General features: G+C 71.9%; 21 protein-coding genes. 4 read left to right on the top strand and 17 right to left on the bottom strand.

All coding sequences use genetic code 11. The annotated features are described in order from the left end of the window. Window positions 1-5: 5 nt before the first annotated feature. The gene (locus KGS77_RS26645; protein ID WP_242585703.1) at window positions 6-1,667 is read right to left on the bottom strand and encodes an MFS transporter; all 1,662 of its coding nucleotides are present in this window, start codon (window positions 1,665-1,667) and stop codon (window positions 6-8) included. 226 nt (window positions 1,668-1,893) lie between these two features. Between KGS77_RS26645 and panB the strand changes: the two genes are divergently transcribed. Beyond that, window positions 1,894-2,784, top strand: a complete 891-nt coding sequence (panB, locus tag KGS77_RS26640) for a 3-methyl-2-oxobutanoate hydroxymethyltransferase (protein WP_242585701.1) — start codon at window positions 1,894-1,896, stop codon at window positions 2,782-2,784. On the opposite strand, the gene KGS77_RS26635 is transcribed toward panB, so the two are convergent. The 4 genes from KGS77_RS26635 to KGS77_RS26620 form a co-directional block, all read right to left on the bottom strand. Further along, a complete protein-coding gene (locus KGS77_RS26635) occupies window positions 2,678-3,496 on the bottom strand; it encodes a hypothetical protein (RefSeq protein ID WP_242585699.1) in 819 nt (272 codons plus the stop codon). The two genes, panB and KGS77_RS26635, sit on opposite strands and share 107 nt — an antisense overlap. Further along, a complete protein-coding gene (locus KGS77_RS26630) occupies window positions 3,490-4,722 on the bottom strand; it encodes a hypothetical protein (RefSeq protein WP_242585697.1) in 1,233 nt (410 codons plus the stop codon). Before KGS77_RS26630 ends, KGS77_RS26635 begins: the two co-directional genes overlap by 7 nt. Then, window positions 4,719-5,531 carry an ATP-binding cassette domain-containing protein gene (locus KGS77_RS26625; RefSeq protein WP_242585695.1) on the bottom strand — a complete coding sequence of 271 codons (813 nt, stop codon included), beginning with the start codon at window positions 5,529-5,531 and terminating at the stop codon, window positions 4,719-4,721. Before KGS77_RS26625 ends, KGS77_RS26630 begins: the two co-directional genes overlap by 4 nt. Before the next feature lie 73 nt (window positions 5,532-5,604). Then, the gene (locus tag KGS77_RS26620; RefSeq protein WP_242585693.1) at window positions 5,605-5,907 is read right to left on the bottom strand and encodes a hypothetical protein; all 303 of its coding nucleotides are present in this window, start codon (window positions 5,905-5,907) and stop codon (window positions 5,605-5,607) included. Between the two features lie 319 nt (window positions 5,908-6,226). Here KGS77_RS26620 and KGS77_RS26615 point away from each other — a divergent pair, with 319 nt between their 5' ends. After that, window positions 6,227-7,294: an ATP-binding cassette domain-containing protein gene (locus tag KGS77_RS26615; RefSeq protein WP_242585691.1), complete on the top strand. Its 1,068-nt coding sequence runs from the start codon at window positions 6,227-6,229 to the stop codon at window positions 7,292-7,294. After that, window positions 7,291-8,154, top strand: coding sequence for an ABC transporter permease (locus KGS77_RS26610; protein WP_242585689.1), 864 nt, complete (start codon window positions 7,291-7,293; stop codon window positions 8,152-8,154). Before KGS77_RS26615 ends, KGS77_RS26610 begins: the two co-directional genes overlap by 4 nt. Before the next feature lie 122 nt (window positions 8,155-8,276). Here KGS77_RS26610 and KGS77_RS26605 read toward each other — a convergent pair whose 3' ends face one another. Next, complete coding sequence (locus KGS77_RS26605; protein WP_242585687.1) at window positions 8,277-11,876, bottom strand: BTAD domain-containing putative transcriptional regulator; 3,600 nt, start codon at window positions 11,874-11,876, stop codon at window positions 8,277-8,279. A 180-nt stretch (window positions 11,877-12,056) separates the two neighbouring features. Here KGS77_RS26605 and KGS77_RS26600 point away from each other — a divergent pair, with 180 nt between their 5' ends. Beyond that, window positions 12,057-12,866, top strand: coding sequence for a site-2 protease family protein (locus KGS77_RS26600; RefSeq protein ID WP_242585686.1), 810 nt, complete (start codon window positions 12,057-12,059; stop codon window positions 12,864-12,866). 99 nt (window positions 12,867-12,965) lie between these two features. Here the strand turns inward: KGS77_RS26600 and KGS77_RS26595 are convergent, their stop codons facing one another. The 11 genes from KGS77_RS26595 to KGS77_RS26545 all read right to left on the bottom strand — a co-directional run bounded on the left by KGS77_RS26595 (window position 12,966) and on the right by KGS77_RS26545 (window position 21,922). Further along, window positions 12,966-13,178: a hypothetical protein gene (locus tag KGS77_RS26595; protein WP_242585685.1), complete on the bottom strand. Its 213-nt coding sequence runs from the start codon at window positions 13,176-13,178 to the stop codon at window positions 12,966-12,968. Further along, the gene (locus KGS77_RS26590; RefSeq protein ID WP_242585684.1) at window positions 13,175-13,624 is read right to left on the bottom strand and encodes an ATP-binding protein; all 450 of its coding nucleotides are present in this window, start codon (window positions 13,622-13,624) and stop codon (window positions 13,175-13,177) included. The genes KGS77_RS26595 and KGS77_RS26590 overlap by 4 nt, the downstream gene beginning before the upstream one ends. Window positions 13,625-13,739: 115 nt before the next feature. Then, window positions 13,740-14,954: a helix-turn-helix domain-containing protein gene (locus KGS77_RS26585; protein WP_242585683.1), complete on the bottom strand. Its 1,215-nt coding sequence runs from the start codon at window positions 14,952-14,954 to the stop codon at window positions 13,740-13,742. Between the two features lie 364 nt (window positions 14,955-15,318). Beyond that, on the bottom strand, window positions 15,319-15,525 hold the full coding sequence (locus KGS77_RS26580; RefSeq protein ID WP_242585682.1) for a hypothetical protein: 207 nt from the start codon (window positions 15,523-15,525) through the stop codon (window positions 15,319-15,321). 279 nt (window positions 15,526-15,804) lie between these two features. Then, window positions 15,805-16,053, bottom strand: a complete 249-nt coding sequence (locus tag KGS77_RS26575; RefSeq protein ID WP_242585681.1) for a hypothetical protein — start codon at window positions 16,051-16,053, stop codon at window positions 15,805-15,807. An 18-nt stretch (window positions 16,054-16,071) separates the two neighbouring features. Beyond that, window positions 16,072-16,356, bottom strand: coding sequence for a hypothetical protein (locus KGS77_RS26570; RefSeq protein WP_242585680.1), 285 nt, complete (start codon window positions 16,354-16,356; stop codon window positions 16,072-16,074). 310 nt (window positions 16,357-16,666) lie between these two features. Continuing rightward, the gene (gene npdG / locus KGS77_RS26565; protein ID WP_242585679.1) at window positions 16,667-17,437 is read right to left on the bottom strand and encodes an NADPH-dependent F420 reductase; all 771 of its coding nucleotides are present in this window, start codon (window positions 17,435-17,437) and stop codon (window positions 16,667-16,669) included. A 66-nt stretch (window positions 17,438-17,503) separates the two neighbouring features. Next, complete coding sequence (locus KGS77_RS26560) at window positions 17,504-18,376, bottom strand: carbohydrate ABC transporter permease (protein ID WP_242585677.1); 873 nt, start codon at window positions 18,374-18,376, stop codon at window positions 17,504-17,506. Next, window positions 18,373-19,233: a sugar ABC transporter permease gene (locus tag KGS77_RS26555; RefSeq protein WP_242587700.1), complete on the bottom strand. Its 861-nt coding sequence runs from the start codon at window positions 19,231-19,233 to the stop codon at window positions 18,373-18,375. Before KGS77_RS26555 ends, KGS77_RS26560 begins: the two co-directional genes overlap by 4 nt. Before the next feature lie 167 nt (window positions 19,234-19,400). Further along, window positions 19,401-20,828, bottom strand: a complete 1,428-nt coding sequence (locus KGS77_RS26550; protein WP_242585675.1) for an extracellular solute-binding protein — start codon at window positions 20,826-20,828, stop codon at window positions 19,401-19,403. After that, window positions 20,825-21,922 (bottom strand): sialidase family protein, encoded by a 1,098-nt coding sequence (locus KGS77_RS26545; RefSeq protein ID WP_242585673.1) that lies wholly within the window; start codon window positions 21,920-21,922, stop codon window positions 20,825-20,827. The genes KGS77_RS26550 and KGS77_RS26545 overlap by 4 nt, the downstream gene beginning before the upstream one ends. Window positions 21,923-22,035: the final 113 nt, after the last annotated feature.

The following is a 22,035-nucleotide window of genomic DNA, read 5'->3' as shown; positions in this document are numbered from 1 at the left end:
CGCTCTCACTGCCGTGCTTCCGCCTTGCCTGCCCGCTCCCGCTTCACCTCCCGCGGGCCGGTGTCCATCTTGCCGGGCAGGAAGCAGGCGACCACCACGGCCCCGATCAGCGCGACCGCGGCGGAACCCAGGGAGGTGACGTGCATGGCGTGGATGAAGGCGTCGTCGGCGGTACGGATCAGGGCCTTGCCCGCGGGGCCCATACGGTCCGCGAGGCCGGCCGTCGCCTCGATCGACTCGCCGGCCGCGTGCCGCGCGGAAGCCGGCAGGCCCGGGACGGCCGCCAGGGTGTCCTGGATGCGATCGCGGTAGCTGGTGGAGAGCACCGAGCCCAGGACGGCGACGCCGAGGGTGCCGCCGACCTGGCGGAAGGTGTTGTTCAGCGCCGAGCCGGAGCCGGCCTTCTCGCGCGGCAGCGCGTGCATGATCGTGACCGTGACCGGCGGCATGATGTGGGCCATGCCGGTGCCCAGCACGAAGAAGAGCACCTCCAGCACCCAGATCGGGGTGTCGGTGTCCAGCAGGAGGAAGCCGGCCATGGCCGCGGCGACCATCACCATGCCGACCGTGCACACGGCGCGCGCCCCGAAGCGGTCCACGACGTGCCGGGCCTGCGGCGCGAAGATCATCTGGGCGGCGGCCAGCGGCAGGACCAGCACGCCCGACTGGAGCGGGCTGTAGCCGCGCACGCTCTGGTTGTAGAAGACGATGAAGAACGTGACGCCCATCAGCGCGAAGAAGACCAGGGCGATGGCGGCCACGGCGGCCGAGAAGGCGGGCTTGCGGAAGTAGCGGATGTCCAGGGACGGGTGGTCGCTGCGCTTCTCGTACAGCACGAAGCCGGCCAGCACCAGCAGGCCGCCCAGGACCGTACCGAGCACCTGCGGGTCGGTGAAGTCGGCGAGCTGGCCGCCCTTGATGATCCCGTACACCAGCAGGACCAGGCCGACGACGGACAGCAGCACACCGACGGGGTCCAGGCGGCCGGGCGCCGGGTCCTTGGAGTCGGGCACCAGGAACACCATCGCGACCAGGGCGACCAGCACGATCGGGACGTTGACGAGGAAGACCGAGCCCCACCAGAAGTGGTCCAGCAGCAGACCGCCGGCGATCGGGCCGATGGCGATGGCCAGGCCCACCGCGCCGGCCCAGATGCCGATCGCCTTGGGCTGCTCCTCGCGTTCGAAGACGTTCATCAAGATGGCGAGGGTCGCGGGCATCACGAAGGCGCCGCCCAGGCCCATCACCGCGCGGAAGGCGATGAGCTGGCCGGCCGAGGAGGACAGCGCGGCCAGCACGGACCCGGCCCCGAAGACCAGCAGACCGGCCAGGAGGACCTTCTTGCGGCCCAGGCGGTCGCCGAGCAGGCCGGAGGTGAACAGCAGACCCGCGAAGAGCAGTGTGTAGGAGTTGATCGCCCATTCGAGCTGGCTCTGGGTGGCGCCGAGCCCGACGGGGGCCGGGGTGGCGACCGTCTTCATCGCCACGTTCAGGATCGAGTTGTCCAGCACCACTATCAGCAGGCTGAGCATCAGGACGGACATGATCAGCCAGCGGCGGTGGTGGATGTGCTCGGGCACGTGCCGGACCACGGCCGGGCCGGCGGGGTCCGGCGCGGGGGACGAGGAAGACGGTGGCGGCGTGGGCGGGGTAGGAGAACTGGCCATGCCGTCACCATACGCGCTTTACGATACGGGACCGTTCCGTATCGAATGATCGTCGGGAGAGGCCGCCGGGACGGAGCGTCGGAAGGGGGTGTCGGGAGGGCCGCCGGGAGGTGTGACACGGCGGCCACCGTCCCCCCTTCCGTTCTCCTGACGGGCCGTGCCAGCATGGACACAAGTCCGGGGACGCCGTCAGGGCGCCTCGAGATGTCGAACAGGAGCCGTCACCATGACGCAGCTTTCGCCTGCCCAGAATTCCCCGTCCGCGCCGAAGGCCCCCGCCTCCGACGCCGGCAAGGCCCTGTACGGCGGGAAGGTCTCGCGCCGCCTGACCGTACGGGACATCGCCAAGGCCAAGGAGCGCGGCGAGAAGTGGCCGATGCTCACCGCCTACGACGCGATGACCGCCTCCGTCTTCGACGAGGCCGGCATCCCCGTCATGCTCGTCGGTGACTCCATGGGCAACTGCCACCTCGGCTACGAGACCACCGTGCCCGTCACGATGGAGGAGATCACGATCCTGTCCGCCGCGGTCGTACGCGGCACCAAGCGGGCCCTGATCGTCGCCGACCTGCCCTTCGGCGCGTACCAGGAGGGCCCCGTCCAGGCGCTGCGCAACGCCACCCGGCTGGTCAAGGAGGCGGGCGTGGGCGCGGTCAAGCTGGAGGGCGGCGAGCGCTCCGCCCACCAGGTCGAACTGCTGGTCTCGGCCGGCATCCCCGTCATGGCACACATCGGCCTGACCCCGCAGTCGGTCCACGCCTTCGGCGGGTACCCCGTCCAGGGCCGCGGCGAGGAGGCGGCGCAGCAGATGCTGCGCGACGCCAAGGCCCTCCAGGACGCCGGCGCCTTCTCCGTCGTCCTGGAGGCCGTGCCGGCGGAGCTGGCCGCCGAGGTCACCCGCACGCTGCACATCCCCACGGTGGGCATCGGGGCCGGCGTCGACTGCGACGCGCAGGTACTGGTGTGGACGGACATGGCCGGCCTGAACGGTGGTCGCGTGCCGCGCTTCGTCAAGCAGTACGCACGGCTCCGTGAGGTCCTGGGCGACGCGGCCCGGGCGTTCGCCGAGGACGTCGTCGGCGGCGCCTTCCCGGCGGAGGAGCACACCTTCCACTGAGCCGGTGAGCGGACGGGTCCCGTCCGTAGCACGTCCGGGGGCCTCTCTTCAGATTCTCAGAGGTCCCCGGACCCTGCCGCCTCCGCACTGCGGAACCGAGCCCCACGCACCCCGAACAGCCCCACCCCGCCCCCAGCAACAACAGCGCCACCACCCAGCTCCCCACATCCGCCCCCACCGCGACCGGCCATGCCCACCACCGCGTCCCACCGTCCGCCGCCGTGCCCAGCAGATAGGCGGGCAGCAGGTAGGCCAGCGGCAGCACCCAGCCCAGGGACGGGCCCCACAGGGTCACGGCGAGCAGCGCCAGGCCGGTGTAGCCGGCGAGGTTGCGGGTCACCGCGGGCAGGTGTCCGGGCGCCCCGCCGATCAGCAGCGCGAAGGCCGCCACCGCCAGGACCACGGCCAGCGCACCGAGGACGTGCGAGCACCGGGCGCGACACTGCGGCCTGGCCGCCGTACGCGTGAACGCCTCCATCGGGCCGACGGCGCAGAGCGCTACGACACACGCGAGCAGCAGGGGGCAGAAACGGGCGACCGGCGCGGTGACGACGGTGCTGCCGCCGGAGAGCGTGGGCACCTCCACCGCGTAATCGGGCCACAGGACCAGCAGCACGGCGACCGGGAGCAGCAGCAGTGACCGGCGCGCCAGCCGGTGGGCTGCCGCATACGCCCGCATTGGGGAGAACTCCTCCTCCGTACCGGTCAGCACGGTGCCTCCTGCTGCCGCAGCCATTGCTTGACCCGGCGTGCCTGTTCGGCCTCCGTCGTACGCAGCACCTTGTTCACCGTCGCGCGCAGCTCGGCGTCCTGGTCGTACGTCACTGCGCCGGGGACGGTGCGCGCGTCGGCGGAGCGGGCGGCCAGCCACGCGGTCAGGTGGTCCGTCGCCCGCAGCCGCCGGTCCAGGGCGTTGTCCGACTCCTTCGGACAGGTGCGGAATGTCGGCAGTGCCAGGCCCGCCAGGTTGGCCCGCAGCGCGTCCCTGCCGTAGCCGGGCACGAAGCCCATGGCGTCGTTGGGCGTCAGCCCTTCCTCCACGTACGTACGGGGCGGGGTCAGCGTCCGGCTCAGCGCGGCGTTGATACGGCGGGTGTCCGCGGTGAGGTCCGCGAGGTAGGGGACGTGCTCCGGCCAGACGCAGACCTCGCTGTGCGCGTCGACCTTTCGGCAGACCGGGCGGGCCGGCTCGCGCGCGGTGAGGAGGGGGCCCGCGGAGTTGGCGACGGCCAGGCCGGTGACGGTGAGCAGCGCGGCGACGGCCAGGAGCGTACGGGGTCGGGCGAGCCATCCGGGGCGGCGCAGACAGGCCACGGCGACGGCCAGCGCGCACAGTCCGAGCACGATCACCAGCCGCGCCCAGGTCTGCGTGGGGTCGAGCACCTTGCCCGGCCACCCGTTGGGTACGGCGTACGCCCAGATGGTGTCCTTGCTGAACAGCAGGGCGACGAAGGTGGTCAGGCCGACGGCGGCGGCCGTGAAGCGGGAGGACAGGAGGGCGCCGACGCCGTACCCCAGGGCCGTCACGGCGATGAGGCCGAGCGCCGAGAAGACCGGGTAGGACAGCCACGGGTGTCCCGTCGCGCCGCTCGCCGCGCTGAGCAGGTAGGCGCCCGCGGCGGCGGTCACGTATCCGCCGGTGACCGCGGTGAGCAGCGCGGCCAGCCGGGCGCCGTGTGCCTGCGGCAGCGGGCGGGCGGCGACCTCGGCCGTCCGGTCACCGCCCAGGCGTCGCCCGCGCGAGGCCCGGTGGGCGGCGGCTGCCGCGCCGACCGGGTAGGCCACCAGGGCCGCCTTGGTGACGGCGGTCGCGGTCTCCATCCACAGTCCGCGCCAGGTGCCGAGCGCAACGGCGAGCATGACGGCGACGGCCAGGAACGTCAGGGCGCCGAGGAGGAGGACGAACCTGCGGCGCAGCTCGATGAGGTACCCGGTCACGCCAATCCCTCCGGGGCTCTCTTCTGTGACACGGCCTTCGGTGAGACAGCAGTGCCGGAAGCCTCCTCGTCCCGCCCCGCCAGCACCTCCGCGTACCCCCGCTCCAGCGGCGTGTCCCCCGGGCTGTCCGCCCGCGCCCGCCCCGTCAGCTCCTCCGGCGTCCCGTCGAAGCACAGCCGGCCCTCCGCCAGCACCCCGATCCGGGAGCAGGTGTGGGCGACGTCCTCGACCAGGTGCGTACTGAGCAGTACGCACGCCGAGGCGCTCAGCTCACGCACCAGGTCGCGGAAATCCGTACGCTGCCGCGGGTCGAGACCGGTCGTCGGCTCGTCCAGGACGATCAGTTCGGGCCCGCCGACAACGGCCTGGGCGATTCCCGCCCGGCGCAGCATCCCTCCGGAGAGTTTCCCCATCGCGGTTCCGCTCCGGTCCCCCAGCCCCACCCGTTCCAATGCCGCCCGGGCAGCCGTACGGATATCCCGGCGCGGAATCTCACGCAGCCATGCGCAGTAAGAAACGAAATCAAGCACGGTGAATTCCGGCGGATATCCAAAACTCTGCGGCAGGAACCCGATACGCCGTCGCACCGCCCGCAGGTCTTTGGGGCCCCGCACGGCCGAACCGAATATCTCCAGCGTCCCTCCGGCGGGCCGGACCGCCGTGGCGAGCGTCCGCAGCAGGGTGCTCTTCCCGGCTCCGTTCGGCCCTAGAAGCCCGAACGCTCCTACATCCAGGGCCAGGTCTATGCCCCGAATGACCGATTTACCCCGGTACCCTTGCTGCACGCCGTGAAGTTCAATGAGAGGCATATGAGATCCTGCTTCCTGTCCTGCAGGGAGGGCGTACTTGCACTACGCCCTCCCTGCAGGTTTTCACGACGGGTCAGCGAACTTCGTAGCTCACACCGCGGATCGAGAAGGTGCACTCGACGGACTGCCGCTTCGTCCCGCCGGACTGAGTGATCCAGTTGCTGGTGTCATCCGGCTCGAACTGGCAGTCGGCCACGGCCCTCCAGGTACCGGAGCCCGTGCACTCGACCCAGCCACCCGTGTTGCCGAAGCTGGTACGGCATTTCAAATTGCTCCCACCGGCGGCAACCGAACTGGAAGCCATCGCGGGCGCGGCGGCACCTATGGACAGGATTGCCGCGGCCAGAACAGCGGCAGAACCCACACGCTTCTTCATGTTTCTCCTGTCAGAAAAAAACCGACAGCCTTGCGCTGCCGATTGAGGTTGATCATAGCAATTGACGATCTACTGCACTACGGAGGTTTTGAGCCACCGCGGCGCAATTCTCTGCACCGAACGATCGCCACAACAAGTTCAAGCCATAAGCAACCCTTGGGACTTTTTCGCATTGCAGGAGGCCGCCGACGCGCGATGCCGCAGCCCGGCCCATAGCCACGGCCAGCCGGGGCTCTGCTGGCAGGCGCATCAGCACCTCGTCGGCAAGCTGTCGGTGGCTTGTCGGCGGGCTGTCGGCGGGGGGTGTCACCTTAAGGACATGACGCGAAAGACGATATCCGGCGGGGGCGGCGGAAACGCTGTGGAGGTCCGCGGTCTGGTCAAACACTTCGGCGAGGTCAAGGCGCTGAACGGGGTGGACCTGGACGTACGGGAAGGCACGGTGCTGGGGGTGCTCGGGCCGAACGGCGCGGGCAAGACCACGCTCGTACGCTGCCTGTCCACGCTTCTGGTCCCGGACGCCGGCACCGCCACCGTGGCCGGCTTCGACGTGGTGCGCCAGCCCCGTGCGCTGCGCCGCACCATCGGTCTGACCGGCCAGTACGCCGCCGTGGACGAGAAGCTCTCCGGCTGGGAGAACCTCTACATGATCGGCCGGCTGCTCGATCTGTCCCGCAAGGACGCCCGTAGGCGCGCGGACGAGCTGCTGGAACGGTTCTCCCTGACCGAGGCCGCCAAGCGGCCCGCGGCCAAGTACTCCGGCGGGATGCGCCGCCGCCTGGACCTGGCCGCTTCGATGATCGGCCGGCCGGCGGTCCTGTATCTGGACGAGCCGACGACGGGCCTGGACCCGCGGACCCGCAACGAGGTGTGGGACGAGGTACGGCTGATGGTCCGGGAGGGCGCGACCGTACTGCTGACGACCCAGTACATGGAAGAGGCCGAGCAACTGGCGAAGGAGCTGACGGTCATCGACCGCGGCCGGGTGATCGCCGAGGGCGCGGTGGACGAACTGAAGGCCAAGGTCGGCGGCCGTACGCTCCAGATCCGGCCGGCCCGGACCGAGGAGCTGGACCGGATGGTGGGGGCCATCGCGCAGGCCGGACTGGACGGCATCGCGGGTGCCACCGCCGACCATGAGGACGGGGTGGTCAACGTCCCGATCGTCAGTGACGAGCAGTTGACCGCCGTGGTGAACATGCTCGGCGGGCGCGGCTTCACCCTGGCCGGCATCAACACCCACCTGCCCAGCCTGGACGAGGTGTTCCTGGCCCTCACCGGTCAGAAGACGTCCGAGACGGAGGACGGCGAGGGCGGCAGCGACAGCGGTGGCGGCAGCGGCACCCACAGCAGGCACGAGAACGAGTACGGGGAGGTCGCGGCATGAGCACGGCGACAGTGACGGCACCGGGCGCGGGCCCGCGGCCGGTCGAGGCGGGCGCCGACGAGGGCCGGATCGGTCTGCGCGGCAACCTGCGGCACATCGGCGCACTGGTGCGCCGCAACGCCTTGCAGATCAAGGCGGATCCGGAGTCGATGTTCGACGCCCTGCTGATGCCGGTCATCTTCACGCTGCTGTTCGTGTACGTCTTCGGCGGCGCCGTGGGCGGCAGCATCGGCGGCGGCTCGGGCCACGGCCGCGACGTCTACATCAACTACATCGTCCCGGGCCTGATGGCCATGGGCGGGCTGAACATCGCCATGTCGGTGGGCTCCGGCGTCAACGACGACTTCAACAAGGGGGTGATGGACCGTTTCCGTACGATGCCCATCGCCCGGTCCTCGGTGCTGATCGCCAAGCTGACCGTCGAGGCCGGCCGGATGCTGGTCTCCACCGTCGTCCTGCTGGTGCTGGCCTTCATCATCGGCTTCGACCTGCGGACCGGGCCGCTGGAGCTGCTCGCCGCCGTCGGTCTGGCGCTGCTCTTCGGTACGTCGCTGACCTGGATCTTCATGCTGATCGGGCTGTCCGTGAAGACCCCGCAGGCCGTACAGGGCATGGGTATGCTGATCATGATGCCGCTGCAGTTCGGCTCCTCGGTCTTCGCCCCGCCCACGTCCATGCCTGGCTGGCTGGAGGCGTTCACCAAGTACAACCCGCTTTCCAATCTGGCGGACGCGGCACGCGCCCTGCTGAACGGGCAGGGGGCGGTGGCCCACCCGGTCCTGATGACCCTGGGGTGGACCGTGGCGCTCACGGCGGTGGCGGCGCCCCTGGCGGTCTCCAAGTTCCGCAAGAAGACGTGAGGACGCCGGTGCCGTACGGGACCCGCGTGCCGCACCGGACTTTCGTGCCGCACCGGACCCGCGCGCCGCACCGGACCTTCGTCCCGCACCGGACCTGACGCGCATTCTTCGCCCGGCGCGCGTCAGATGAGGGCGGTGGCCTCTTCGAGGGAGAGGCCACCGCCTTCGGCGTAGGCCCGCTCGTACGCCGCCGCGTCCCCCAGTGCCTCCCGGGCGACGGCCTCGGCGAAGGCGCGGTCGCGGCGCCAGGCGCGCGGGGCGTGGTGGGAGGAGCGCAGCGCATCGTACGCGCCGACCAGCCGGGCCGCGTCCCGGCCCCGGCTCTCGCCGTGCACCCCGACCAACGCCCGCGCCCCCAGGAGCAGTTGGACCACCGGCAGGTCCGGCGCGACCATTTCCGTGAGCGGGTCGCGCATCAGCGCGATGGCCTCGCGGAGCCGGGGCAGCACACCGTCGTACCGCCCGTCCGCCATGTCCAGCCCGACCACCGTCGCGTTGAGCATCGCGGTGAACATGTCGGGGGCGTGCGGGCCGAAGCGTTCCCGCACCTGGCCCAGATGCCGGCGCGCCTCGTCCCTGCGGTCCGATTCCGTCAGCCATGTCGCCAGCGCGAGGTGGGCGAAGGGCACCGCGTCCCGGCCGGTGTGGTGTTCGCCGGCGTCCGCCAGCACCTCGCGGAGCATCCGCTCGCCGGTCTCCTCCTCGCCGCTCTCGATCAGCAGGTTGCCCAGCCGGGTCCGCAGCAGCAGGAGCTGTCCGGGCGATCCCAGAGCCTCGACGTGGCGCATCGCCGCGCGGTAGTCCCGCACCGCCAGGTCGTACTCACCGTTCCGCTCGTGGGATTCGGCGCGTCCGGACAGGGCTTCTGCCGTGCCCCACACGTCGCCGATCCGCTCGAAGATCCGCAGGGCCTCGTCGGCATCGGCACTCGCCTGGGCCAGCCCGTCCACCCGGTCGTTGAAGACCTTGGAGCGCAGTTGGAGTACGAAGGCCAGCTCCCATTCGTAGCCGTACTCCCGGCAGGCGCGTACCGTCGAGTCGGTCAGGTCCACCAGGTCCTCGAACCGGCCCGCCAGCAGCACCGCGTAGAACCACATGACGCCCGGCACCTTGCAGATCTGCGGCAACCCGCTCGTGTAGGCGGCCAGGATTCCCGCCAGCCCCTCCTGCATCTGCGGGTTCCTCAGCGCCTCCATGTCGCTGTCCACGCTGGCCAGCTCCACCAGCCGGGCCTCCCGGCGGGCCTCCTGGAGCTGCTCGGGGTCCATGGGCGGCGGCGCGTCGATGGGCCGGTCGTACAGGGCCGGGGCCGGGGTGACGGGCCGCGCGAAGGGGTCGGGGCCCAGGGAGCAGGCCGCGGCGGCCCAGGAGCGGGCGTCGGCGCGGTGGTCGCGCAGCGTCCAGAACCACTGGAGGGAGAGGACCAGGCACAGCGCCTCGTGCTCGTCGCGGGCGGCGACGGCGCGGCGCAGCGCGGTCCGCAGGTTGTCGTGCTCCAGCTCCAGCCGGTCCAGCCAGTGGCGCTGCTCGGGGCCGCGCAGCAGCGGGTCGGCGAGCCGCGCCATCTCACGGTAGGCGACCAGGTGCCGGCGCTCGGCACCGGCCCGTTCGCCCGCCTCGTCCAGCCGCTCGCCCGCGTACTCCCCCACCGTCTCCAGCAGGCGGTAGCGCATCCGGCCGTCGTACGCGGGCGCCGCGACCACCAGCGACTTGTCGATGAGCGAGGCGAGCAGTACGGGGACCTCGCGCGCCCCGACGCCGTCGCCCGCGCACACCTCCTCGGCCGCCGCCAGGTCGCAGCCGCCGGAGAAGACCGACAGCCGGCGCAGTACGGCGCGCTCGGGATCGTCCAGCAGGTCCCAGGACCAGTCCACGACCGCGCGCAGCGTCTGCTGCCGGGGCAGCAGGGTGCGGCTGCCGCCGGTCAGCAGCCGGAAGCGGTCGTCCAGCCGGTCGGCGAGCTGCCGTGGGGAGAGCAGCCGCAGCCGGGCCGCGGCCAGTTCGATGGCCAGCGGCAGTCCGTCCAGCCGCCGGCAGATCTCGGCGCAGGCCGCCGGGTCGTCCTCGATCCGGAACCCGGCGCGGGCGGCGGCGCCCCGGTCCGCCAGCAGCCGCAGCGCGACCGGGTCGGGCAGCGGCTCCACGGGCCGCAGCACCTCGCCGGGCACCGCCAGCGGCTCACGGCTGGTGGCCAGGACGGTGACGCCGGGGCACTCCACGAGCAGCCGCTCCACCAGCTCGGCCGCGGCCTCGACGACATGCTCGCAGTTGTCCAGGACCAGGAGCATCCGGCGGTCCGCGCACCACTCGGCGAGCCGGGCCAGCGGGTCCAGCGCGGTGTGGTCGGTGGCGGCGCGCAGCCCTTCGGCGGCGGTGCCGCGTACGACGGTCTCGCGCGCGCCGAGCACGGTCAGGACGGCCTCGGGGACGGTCCGCGGATCGTCGACGGGGGCCAGCTCCGCCAGCCATACGCCGTGCGGCCAGGCGTGCGGCGCGGCGGCCACGGCCGACTCGGCGCCCTCCTGGGACAGCCGGGTCTTGCCGGCCCCGCCCGGGCCCAGCAGCGTCACCAGACGGTGCTCGGCCAGGTCGGCGCGGATCGCCGCCAGGTCGCTCTCGCGGCCCACGAAGGATGTCAGCCGCGCCCGCAGGTTGCCGCGCCGGGCGGCTTTTCCGTACGTCCGCGTGCCCTGGCCCCCGGACGGCGCGCTGCTCGGCGTGCCACTCGGTGTGCCGCTCGGTGTGCCGCTCGGTGTGCCGCTCGGTGTGCCGCTCGGCGTACGGTCCGCCGCGCCGGGCGCCGTACCGTCCGCCGCGCCATCCGCCGCGCCGTGCGAGCGGCCCCCGTCCGGCTCCGGGACCCCGGCCGGCTGCTTCCCCCCACTCGGCCCCCGGGCCGTGCCGGGCTCCTGCGCCCCTCCGGGCTCCTCCCCCTCCCCAGCCCCTTGTGCCCCGCCGGACTCACCCGCGCCCGGCGGGGCGACCGTCTCCTCCAGCAACTCGGCGTGCAGGGCGCGGAGTTCGGGCCCGGGGTCGGCGCCCAGACGGTCGGCGAGGCCGGCCCGTACCGCCGCGTACGCCGCCAGCGCCTCGGCGGTACGGCCCGCGGCCCGCAGCGCGCGCAGCCGCAGCGCCTGGAGGGGCTCGTCCAGCGGGTGCTCCCCGCACAGGGAGGTCAGAGCGGGCAGGGCCTGTTCGGCACGGCCGAGGGCGACATCGGCGGCGAGCCGGCCCCGGTGGGCCTGAAGGCGCAGGCCCTCGGCGCGGGCGGACTCCCCGGCGCGGTCCGGGAGGTCGGCGAGCGCCGGGCCGCGCCACAGCGCGAGGGCGTCCTCCAGGAGGCCGGCGGCCTTGGCCGGGTCGCCCTCGGCCAGGGCCTGGCCGCCCTCCCTGGTCAGCCGCTCGAAGCGGTGCAGGTCGACGTCGTCGGGCTCGGCACACAGCCGGTAGCCGCCGTGGACGGAGGCGATGGCCTCCCGCCCGACGGCCCGGCGCAGCCGGCCGACCAGTGCCTGGAGCGCGCCGGGGGCGTCGGCGGGCGGTTCGTCGCCCCAGATGTCGTCGATCAGGGCCTCGGCGGTCAGTACGCGGCCCGGCCGCAGCGCGAGGGCGGTGAGCAGTGCGCGCAGGCGGGGGCCGCCGAGGGCGACGGACCTACCGTCGCTCCGGTGGACCTGGGCGGGGCCGAGAATCGCGTAGCGCACCGGCCCATTCTCCAGCACCGGCCGGCACCACGGCGCCGGGCACGCGCCGCGCGCGGTCCCGGACACCTCAGCACGCGCCGCGCGCGGTCCCGGACACCTCAGCACGCGCCGCGCGCGGTCCCGGACACCTCAGCACGCGCGCACCGATACGGATACGGTCGGTGCTGTCGTCACCACGAACCCGGGGAGCGCCACACGATGACCACAGCAATCCGGCGGGCGGACCGCCGCCCCAGCCCGGTCTTCATCGCGCTGGTGGCCGTCATGGCCGTCTCGGGCTGGGCCGTGTGGACCGGGAGGCTTTCGGGGAACACCGGACTGGCGGTGTTCCTGTTCGTGGTCTCGGGGTGGATCGTCTCGCTGTGTCTGCACGAGTACGCCCATGCCCGCACCGCGCTGCACAGCGGCGACCTCTCGGTGGCGGAACGGGGCTACCTGACGCTCAACCCCCTGAAATACACCCACGCCCTGCTGAGCATCGTGCTGCCCGTGATCTTCGTGATCATGGGCGGGATCGGGCTGCCGGGCGGCGCCGTCTACATCGACCGCGGCCGGATCCAAGGACGCCTGCGGCACAGCCTGATCTCGGCGGCCGGCCCGCTGACCAGCATCCTCTTCGCGCTGGTCGTCTCGGCGCCGTTCTGGCTCCACCGGATGGACGGCGTGCCCGAGCCGTTCCGCTACGCGCTGGCGTACCTCGCGCTGCTCCAGGTCACGGCGGCCATCCTCAACTTCGTCCCGGTCCCGGGCCTGGACGGATACGGCGTCATCGAGCCCTGGCTGTCCCCCGGCTTCCGGCGCCAGGTCGAGCCGTTCGCACCGTTCGGGCTGCTGGCGGTCTTCGGACTGCTGTGGGTCCCGGAGGTCAACGCGGTCTTCTTCGACGCGGTGAACACACTCCTGCGCGGACTGGGCATCGGCCGGTGGGACACGTACTGGGGCCAGGAGTTCTTCCGCTTCTGGCGCGGCGAACCACAGATCCCCCCGGTCAGCGGCGTAGGCATCTGACCCCCGCGCCTCGTCCGCCCCGGCCCCCGCCTCCCGGAAGAAGCAGGGGCCGCGCTACGCACTGATCTTGGCCGGGGACATTTCCCTGTGCAGGCCGTCCTACAGGTCGCCGTCGCCTGCTTTGATCCGTTCGGCTCGGGTCCGCGTCACGGTCAGCCGCTCCGGCCGGTCTGCCGGCCACTCGTCACGGCCTTGGGCGCGCAGCCACACGATGCCGCCGCGGATGTCCGTGACGATCGCCCGGGTCCGGCCGTCCAGTACCTCATCGCCGACTTCGGGTGGTGGCTCCCGGGCCGGGTCCTTGGTCGTCACTTCGGTTCGCCTCCATCCATGAGCCGTACCTTCAGTTCGGCCCAGACGCGCTTACCCCACGGTCGCGCGCCGGGGCCCAGCAGGTCGTAGCCCCACCGGTCGGCGAGCCGGCCGACCACCAGCAGCCCACGGCCGTCGGCGTCGGCCGGCCCCGGCTCGTGCAACTCGGGCAGGCGGCGGGGCGCGAGATCGATCACGGCCAGGTATACCCGGTCAGCGGAGGGGCGGTTGATGACGATGCGGACCATGCTGCCGCGGGCGTGCCTCACTGCGTTTGTGAACAGCTCGGACATCAGGAGGGTCGCCTTCTCCGCCTCCGTTTCCAGGCTCCAGGCGGAGAGTGCGAGACGCACCAGGCGCCGGACGTCCGCCGCTGCTGTCGAGGTGCGCGGCTGTGTCAGCTTGTATCCGGGATGCCCGGTTCTGCGGGGGTGTGCTGCGGTCATGCTGGTCATCGCCAGACCTCGAAGTCGGGGGTGGGATGGCCAAAACCGTAGGGGTGGTGGCGGGTGATGGCGGGTACACCCGGTCCCCCTTCGTGGAGGGGTACCGGGTGTACCCCTAGGCCGCTACGCCGAGTTGACGCGCGAGACTGCGGGCGTCCTCGCGGATGATCGGGCTTCCGGTCGCCGACAGATCCAGGGCCGCACCCCGCGCGAAGATGTTGAACATGGCAGTCTCCGGACTGGCTTGGACCGCCTTCTTCAGCAGGTGCACAACCGCGATGGGCTCACCGTGCAGGCTGTGCGCCCGCGCCGTCTCGATGATGTGGAACGAACGGCGCGTGGCCGATGGCATGAGGCCGAGATCGATATGGGTCGCCGCGTCGACCGCGGCACCGGCCAGGACCAGATCGTTGTTCATGGTGATCGCGTAGGCATCCACCATGCCCTGCCCGAAGATCAGCCACGGATGGAGGTAGGCACCGAGGCGGCGCGCGGCCTCATCTGCCTTGGCCCAGTGCCGTTCGGCGCTCCCCTTCTGTCCGACCTTCGCGTACGACAGGGCAGCAGCCAGGTCCAACAGCCCCGTGAGGGCCAGATCCTCCGGGCCGCGTCCCGGACCAAGGAGCGTGGTGGCGCGCACCGCCAGGTCGACGCGGGCCTCGTGCTGCTCGCCGGCGTCCCGGAACAAGTGGTTGAGGTACCACGCGGCTGCCGCGATGGCGCGCGGGCTGTCTGCGTCCTGCGCCGCTTGCATGGCCCGGTCACTGGCCAGCATGAGCAGATCCGGCGCGGGCTGGAACGACAGGTAGAGCTGTGCAAGGTGGTAAGTCTGTGCCAGGAGGGCGAGCACCCGGCGGCGGTCGGCTCCCTCGTGGGTACGGGCGGCGTGCTGCAGGTCCGCCAGGAGGGCCGGCAGGAGATCGGCCACCCGGGACCGGTGATCACCGACCCCGTGCCATGCGTGCCAGGCATGGGCCACCCGGTCCGCGAGCACGGCCACGGACGCCGGCTCGGCATCGCGCGCCACCACTACCTCATAGCTCGTCAGAGCCTCTTTCACCCGCAGGAGACACGGGTGAGAGCCCTTGGTGTACGTCGCCGCTGCGATCCGTTCATCACCGGTGAGGGAGGCGAGATCATCCACTCCGAGCGCGTCCGCCAGACGCAGCAAGAGGGGGAGGCGCGGCATGGCCAGGCGATCCCCTTCGATGGCTTTGACCCATTCCGCGCTGCGGCCGACAAGGCCGGCCAGGACCGGCCTCGACAGTCCTTTCCGTTCGCGTGCGTGCCGCACGCGCTGCCCGAACGTGCTGCCGTTGTCAGGCGCCATGATGGCCTCCGCTCCGAGTCCTGCCTCGGACGGTACCCATGTCCAGCCATGCATGTGGACGGGTGGCCGAGACCGGATGCCACTGGTACGCCGTGGGCGGAGACGCCAGGCTGGGCAATGGCGTTCGACCTCGCCCTTGATCAGAACGGCGCACGGCGGTTCCTCGGCACCGTGCGGCCGGCTGATCGCCGCCTGCGCGGTGCTGAAGGTCTCACCTGGCGAAGGGCGGGCCCGAACCGCTGTGGGCATGTGTGGGGGACCACCTGCTCAGGTGGCTCGCGAACGGCTTCCCGGGGGCTGGGCCGCTTCTTGAGCAGCGCCGCTTCCGACCATCGCCTGGCCCGGCCGGGGCCGGTGGTACGGGTCAGCCCGCCGTGGCGGCCGACTGGCCGGTGCTGGTCCGGGCCTTGTCCAGCTTGGCCTTGCGCAGGTAGAACCAGGCCATGTTGCTGGAGACGCCGGCCATCAGGATCCACACGATGCCCAGCCAGCTCCCCGCCACGAAGGAGACGACGGCCGCCGCGACGGCGAGGGCGCAGACGACGAGGGCGAAGACGGCGAGGCGGGGCATGGGGGGGCTCCTGTCCGGGGACATATCGGTTTCTTCCAGTGTCCCCCATGCCTCGGACACGCCCGCACGCCGGTGTCACCTTCGGGCCGTCCGGCCCGCCCACCAGGGCCGTACGGAGACGTACGGTCGAGCCGTACGCCTCATGCCGTACGCCACCCAGCGGACGCTTCCCGCCGGGCGTGGTCGCCTCTCACCGGATCACGCGAGCCCGGGGCCGCCACCCAGACGATGCTCTGCCGCGCGGCAGCCCTCGCCCGGCCCGCGGGAGCTTTGCCGTGTTCAGCTTTCGAGGGATTCAATGCGCAGGAGGCGAACACGCCGACTGGGTGCCTCGAAAACCACGAAGATCACACGGGTGTGCCGGAGGGTGTGGCTTCGCTTGACGCCGCCGCTTCCGGGGATCTCCCGAGTTCCCTTGTAGGGGTCCTCGCAGATCTTGAGCAGGGCGTGATCGAGTTCGTTCCTGGCCTCGTCGGGGAGGGAATCCCAGACGGCTTGGACGGACTCTTCGTAGCGCAGCTTGTACACCCGGTACAGGCTGTCAGGTCAAGCTGCGCCCTGGGCGTGAATGCGGGAAGTGATCTGCCGCAGGCGCTCGCTGCCGTCGATCCACCGCCCGGGCGGTTCCTCGCCGCGGCTCTCGTGGGCGATGACCTCATCGGCTTGTTCGAGGGCCGCGAGGGTGTCCTTGGCGATGCGCTCCCACTTGGCGAAGACAGTGAGGAGCTGGTGCGCCGACGCTTTGTTGATCTCGCTCAGGAAGCGCTGCGCGAGGTCGGGATCGGCGAGGGCGTCGCGGATGCTCTCGATGGTCCAGGGCTCGCTGGACATGCCGGCCTCCCAAGGGCGAAGTCACCGTGGCAGCACCGAGCCTAGCGCGGCCCCGGGTACCAGCGGTTCGCTATCGCCCATCCGGGCCCGGCAGCTCGCCGGCCGGCAGCTCGCTGCCCCGTTCTCCGTGGGAGCCGATGACGGAACCGGCCGCCGCCCCGCAGTTCCTGTGGTATGAGGGCCTTTCCGATCGCACCGCACCGCGCCGGTGCGGATGCCGCACGCCGCACCGGCTCGAAAGGCCCTCACCCTTGCGAGGTCATCGCATGTCAGTGATCGCCGTCACCGATCGTCCGTGGACGGAGCACCGCTAGACGTCCGTGATCCGCAGGCCCGCGTGGGCCTTGTAGCGCCGGTTGACCGAGATCAGGTTGGCGACCAGTGACTCGACCTGGTGGGCGTTGCGCAGCCGGCCGGCGAAGACGCCGCGCATTCCGGGGATGCGGGCGGCCAGGGCCTGGACCAGGTCCGTGTCGGCACGGGCCTCGCCCAGCACCATCACGTCGGTGTCGATCTCCTCGATGTCCGGGTTCTGGAGGAGGACCGCGGACAGGTGGTGGAAGGCGGCGGTGACCCGTGAGTCCGGGAGGAGGGCGGCGGCCTGCTCGGCGGCGCTGCCCTCCTGCGGCTTCAGGGCGTAGGCGCCCTTCTTGTCGAAGCCGAGCGGGTTGACGCAGTCGATGACGAGCTTGCCCGCCAGTTCCTGGCGCAGGGACTCCAGGGTCTTGCCGTGGCCCTCCCACGGGACGGCGACGATCACGATGTCGCTGCGGCGCGCGCACTCGGCGTTGTCGGCGCCCTCGACCCCCAGGCCCAGTTCCGCCGCGGCGCTCTGCGCCCGCTCGGCCGCGCGCGAGCCGATGATCACCTTCTGGCCGGCCCTGGCGAGCCGGTAGGCCAGGCCCCGGCCCTGGTCACCCGTACCGCCCAGGACGCCGACCACGAGGCCGGAGACGTCCGGGAGGTCCCAGGGGTCCTTCTTGGGCGCGGGCTTGGCATCCGTCACGGCATCCCTGGCAGCGTCTGTCACTGCGGCATCCGTCGCGGCGTCGGCCGGCCGCGCATCGTCAGGAGTAGTCATGACAGCGATACTGTCACGCCCGGACTCCGCCCCGCCCTCCACGGGACCTCCACGGGACCCGCGCGCTCACGCCTTGACGCCGCCCTCGGCCAGACCGGTGCGCCAGTACCGCTGGAGGACCGTCATCAGCACCATCAGCGGCAGTACGGACAGGAAGGCGCCGCCGACCGTGTACTGGTACAGCTCGGGCTGCCGGTCCGCGTACCCCGTCCAGGTCGTCAGCCCCAACTGGATGGGATACAGCCCGGAGTCGGAGAGCATCACCAGCGGCAGGAAGTAGTTGTTCCAGATGTGGACGAACTGGAACAGGAAGACGGTGACCAGGGCCGGGGCCATCAGCCGCAGCCCCAGCCCGGCGAAGATCCGTGCCTCGCCCGCGCCGTCGATCCGGGCCGCCTCCAGGAGCGCGTCCGGTACGGCGGCGGTGGCGTAGATGCGGCAGAGGTAGACGCCGAAGGGGCTGACGGCGCTGGGGATGAGCACCGCCCAGTAGGTGTCGGCCAGCCCCATCCCGCTGAAGAGGAAGTACAGCGGGAGCGCGAGGGCGGTGCCGGGGATGAGGACCCCGGCCAGTACGAGGTTGAAGACCGCCTCCCGCCCGGGGAAGGAGAACTTGGCCAGCGCGTAGCCGGCCGCGGCGGACAGCAGCGTCGCGGCGAGCGCGCCGGCCCCCGCGTACAGCACGGAGTTGGCGAACCACCGCAGGTAGATGCCGTGGTCGTACGTCAGTACCTGGCGCAGGTACTCCACCGGGCGGGGGTGGGCGAACCAGAAGCCGAAGGTGCCGAAGAGGTCGGCGCTGTTCTTGGTGGCGGAGACCAGGAGCCAGTAGACGGGGAGCAGGAAGTAGACGGCGGCGAGGGTGAGCAGGGAGGCGGTGATGACGCGGTGGCCGAGCGGCGGCTGCGACGGCCGCGACGGGTGCTGCGGCCCGGTCATCGCTCGTCGCTTCCGCGCCGTCCGACCAGCCGAAGGAAGCCGAAGGAGAGCACGCAGGCGACCAGTGCGAGCAGCACCGCCTCGGCCGCCGCCAGGTGCTGGTTGTCGCCCACGAACGCCTCGCTGTAGGCGTGCAGGTTGGGGGTGAAGCCGGAGTCGATGGAGGAGGCGAGCGGGCGCAGCACCATCGGCTCGGCGAAGAGCTGGAGGGTGCCGATGATGCTGAAGACGGCGGTCAGGACGAGTGCGGGCCGGATCAGCGGGATCTTGACGCGCAGGGCGATCTGCCAGGCGCTCGCGCCGTCGATCCGCGCCGCCTCGTACAGCTCGTCGGGTACGGCCTTGAGCTGGGAGATCAGGATCAGCATGTTGTAGCCGGTGAACTGCCACAGGACGATGTTGGCGATGGACCACAGGACGGTGCCGCGGGAGAGGAAGTCCACGTCCCAGCCCATCGCGTCGGCGATCCGCACCAGCGGGCTGATGCCGGGTACGTACAGGAACCCCCACAGGATCGAGGCGATGACGCCGGGGACGCCGTACGGGAGGAAGAAGGCGGTGCGGAAGAAGCGGACGCCGCGGGCGGAGGCGCTTTCCAGGAGCAGCGCCAGGACCGTCGCCAGCGTGATCATCAGCGGGATCTGTACGGCGCCGAAGAGCAGCACCCGGCCGAAGCCGGCCAGGAAGCGGTCGTCCGCCAGCGCGTGGGCGTAGTGGGACAGGCCGGTGAAGACCTCCCGTTCCCGGCCGCCGAGGCCCAGCGGTCCGGTGCGCTCGGTGCGGTAGAGGCTCTGGTGGACGGCGTAGCCGATGGGGGCGAGGAAGCAGAGCAGGAACAGGGAGAGGAAGGGCAGCAGGAAGCCGGCCGCGGCCCGGGCGTTACGGCGCTGTGCGGGGGTGGGGCGGGTGCGCGGGGTGGGACGGGTACGTGGGGCGGTACAGGCATGTGCGGCGGTACGGGCGCGTGGGGCCGCAGGAGTGTGCGAGGCGGGAGGGGTGCGCGGGACGGGCCGGGTGCGCCCCCTCACCCGCCGGCCTCCACTTTCAGGCCCTTGCCCCGCAGGTCGGTGACGGTCTGCGCCTGTACCTTCGTGAGCACCGAGCGGAAGGAGCTGCCGTCGGCGAGTGCTTCGGTGAAGGCGTCGCCCAGCCGCTGGTAGAGGGTGTCGACCCCCGGGCCCCACCGCCAGGAGGTGTCGACGTGCGCGCCGGCGGCGGCGAAGACCTTGCTGTACTCCTGGCCGCCGAAGAACTCCTTGTGGACGTCCAGGTCTGAGCCGGTCCAGCCCTTCTTGGCGCTGGGGAACCCGTAGCCGCCTTCGATCAGCAGCTTGATCGACTCGGGGTCGGTGTTGAGCCAGACCGCGAAGTCCAGGGCGTCCCTGGGGTGGGCGGACCTGGCGAAGACGGCGATGGTCGAGCCGCCCCAGTTGGCGTGGGCGTCGCCGCCCGGCTCCCACTGGGGCAGCGGCACGGCCCGCCACCTGCCCCTGGTCCCCGGCGCGTTGCCGGCCAGCAGGGCGTCGCCCCAGCTCGCCCCCACCCAGGCAGGGATGGCGCCGGTCTGGATGTCCTTGTACCAGGCGTTCTGGCGGTCCGGGATGGTCTTGACGAGCTTGCGCCGCACCAGGCCCTCCCAGTAGTCGGCGACCTTGCGGGTGGGCGCGTCGTCGATGTGGACGGTCCAGGTGTCGCCCCGTGCGGTGTACCACTTGGCGCCCGCCTGCCAGGCCAGGCCGGCGAAGCGGTTGCCGTTGGTGGGGGCGAAGGTCTCGATCCAGGCGCCCTGCCGCCGCACCGCCCCGGCCGCCGCCTCGTACTCCTCCCAGGTGCGCGGGACCCGGATGCCCCACTTGTCGAAGAGGTCCTGGCGCACGAACAGGCCCATGGGGCCGGACGCCTGCGGGATGGCGTAGACGCCCTTGCCGAAGACGGACTGCTGCCACTGCCAGCCGAAGAAACGGTTCCTGTAGCGGCCGGCGCCGAGCGGGGCCAGGTCCAGCAGGCCGTTGTCGAGCAGGAATCCGGGGACGACGGGGAACTCGATCTGGGCCAGGTCGGGCGGGTTGCCGGCTTTGACGGCGGCGTGCATCTTCGCGTACTGCTGGCCGTTGACCGCCGAGACCTTCTCGACCTCGACGCGTACCTCGGGGTGTCCGCTGTTCCACAGGTCCACGGGCTTGTCGATGCCCGGCACCCACGACCAGAAGGACAGCGTGATGTGCTCGCCCTTCTTGCGGGCGGGCGGCAGCGTGGTGTCCGTACCGCCGTCGGGGCCGCCGCCGTCGCCGTCGCCGTCGCCGCAGCCGCCCAGCACCAGGCCGGTGACGGCGGCGGCAGCACCGCCCAGGACGGTGCGGCGATCGGCACCGCGGGGTACGGACGGGGGGCGCGGTGCCGTCGCCGCGGGGGCCGCGGCCGTGGTGCCGGCCCGGGGCTCGCTGGTCCTCATACCAGTTCCTCCACGGGAATGCGGCGGAAGGTGATCGTCGAGTAGGCGCTGAAGTCGCCCGTCTCGTAGAGCAGTCCGACACCGGCGTCATCGATCCGTACGAGGTCGCAGTAGGCGGCCGGCAGCCCGCTCAAGGGGTACACGTCCCGCCAGGTCAGGCCGCGGTCCCGGCTGGCCCGTACGGTCATCAGCGCGCGGGCGCGGGGGTCGGCGGGCCCGGAGAAGAGCAGGGCGTCGGGTGTGCCCAGATGCAGCACGCTGCCCTGGACGACCGGGCCGGCCAGTCCCGCCTGCGGTCTGAAGGGCTTGACCAGGCGCTCCGCGCCGTCGGCCGGTGCCGAGCAGGCGTCGGCGCGGTGGCCGGGCGCCACCGAGTCGTTGCGGGCGTTGAGATAGACGGCGCCGTCCGGGAGTTCGGCGGCGGTGGTCTCGTTGGGGTTGAGGTAACCGTCCGGGTCGCTGTCGGTGTAGCCGATGCGCCAGGTGAGGCCGTCGTCGTCGCTGAGCAGCGCGTGGGCGCCGTTGTAGCGGCCCTCGGTGCCGTCGTCGCCGGGGACGGTCGGGGGGAGGGAGTGGTTGGCCGGGACGACCACCCGTCCGGCGTGCGGGCCCCGGGTGAGCCGCAGCGCGTGCCCGGGGCCGGTGGCGTACCAGCGCCAGCCGGGCCGCTTGACCTCCTTGGTGATCTCGTGCGGCGCGCTCCACGCCACCCCGTCGTCGTCGCTGTGCTGCACCCACACCCGCCGCCCGCCGGCCGCCGGGACCAGCCCGCGCCGGATGCGCTCCTCGGTGGCGTCGGCGGCGCTGCGGACCTGTACCAGCAGCACCCGCCCGCTGCCCAGGGCCACGGGTGCCGGGTTGCCCGCCGTGTCCCTGCCGTTGCGGGCGACGGCGCGCAGCGGCCCCCAGGTGCGTCCGCCGTCCGTGGAGCGCCGCAGCACGATGTCGATGTCGCCGGAGTCGGCGGTGGAGCGCACCCGTCCCTCGGCGAAGGCGAGCAGCGTGCCGGGGGCCGTACGGATCACGGCGGGGATGCGGAAGCTCGCGTAGCCCTCGGTCCCGGCCCGGAACGGCACGGAGCTGTCGTAAGCCACGGGCGACCCCCAACGGCCGGACGTAGGACGTCCTCTGTCCTCGCGACCATAGGGAGCGCCCCACCCACCGTCAAGGCACGGCGCACGGGGCGGGCGCCGGGCGGGTCACGCCG

The organism is Streptomyces sp. MST-110588 (genome assembly GCF_022695595.1).
GTDB lineage: Bacteria > Actinomycetota > Actinomycetes > Streptomycetales > Streptomycetaceae > Streptomyces.
Note: the sequence above shows the minus strand (reverse complement) of the source record. Positions and strands in the feature narration are given on the sequence as shown.

Bases quoted from the DNA above. Each gene is read 5' to 3' on its own strand.
- KGS77_RS26645 (WP_242585703.1), bottom strand. From the start codon at position 1,667: ATGGCCAGTTCTCCTACCCCGCCCACGCCGCCACCGTCTTCCTCGTCC.
- panB (WP_242585701.1), top strand. From the start codon at position 1,894: ATGACGCAGCTTTCGCCTGCCCAGAATTCCCCGTCCGCGCCGAAGGCC.
- KGS77_RS26625 (WP_242585695.1), bottom strand. From the start codon at position 5,531: ATGCCTCTCATTGAACTTCACGGCGTGCAGCAAGGGTACCGGGGTAAA.
- KGS77_RS26620 (WP_242585693.1), bottom strand. From the start codon at position 5,907: ATGAAGAAGCGTGTGGGTTCTGCCGCTGTTCTGGCCGCGGCAATCCTG.
- KGS77_RS26615 (WP_242585691.1), top strand. From the start codon at position 6,227: ATGACGCGAAAGACGATATCCGGCGGGGGCGGCGGAAACGCTGTGGAG.
- KGS77_RS26610 (WP_242585689.1), top strand. From the start codon at position 7,291: ATGAGCACGGCGACAGTGACGGCACCGGGCGCGGGCCCGCGGCCGGTC.
- KGS77_RS26600 (WP_242585686.1), top strand. From the start codon at position 12,057: ATGACCACAGCAATCCGGCGGGCGGACCGCCGCCCCAGCCCGGTCTTC.
- KGS77_RS26590 (WP_242585684.1), bottom strand. From the start codon at position 13,624: ATGACCGCAGCACACCCCCGCAGAACCGGGCATCCCGGATACAAGCTG.
- KGS77_RS26585 (WP_242585683.1), bottom strand. From the start codon at position 14,954: ATGGCGCCTGACAACGGCAGCACGTTCGGGCAGCGCGTGCGGCACGCA.
- KGS77_RS26580 (WP_242585682.1), bottom strand. From the start codon at position 15,525: ATGCCCCGCCTCGCCGTCTTCGCCCTCGTCGTCTGCGCCCTCGCCGTC.
- KGS77_RS26570 (WP_242585680.1), bottom strand. From the start codon at position 16,356: ATGTCCAGCGAGCCCTGGACCATCGAGAGCATCCGCGACGCCCTCGCC.
- npdG (WP_242585679.1), bottom strand. From the start codon at position 17,437: ATGACTACTCCTGACGATGCGCGGCCGGCCGACGCCGCGACGGATGCC.
- KGS77_RS26560 (WP_242585677.1), bottom strand. From the start codon at position 18,376: ATGACCGGGCCGCAGCACCCGTCGCGGCCGTCGCAGCCGCCGCTCGGC.
- KGS77_RS26550 (WP_242585675.1), bottom strand. From the start codon at position 20,828: ATGAGGACCAGCGAGCCCCGGGCCGGCACCACGGCCGCGGCCCCCGCG.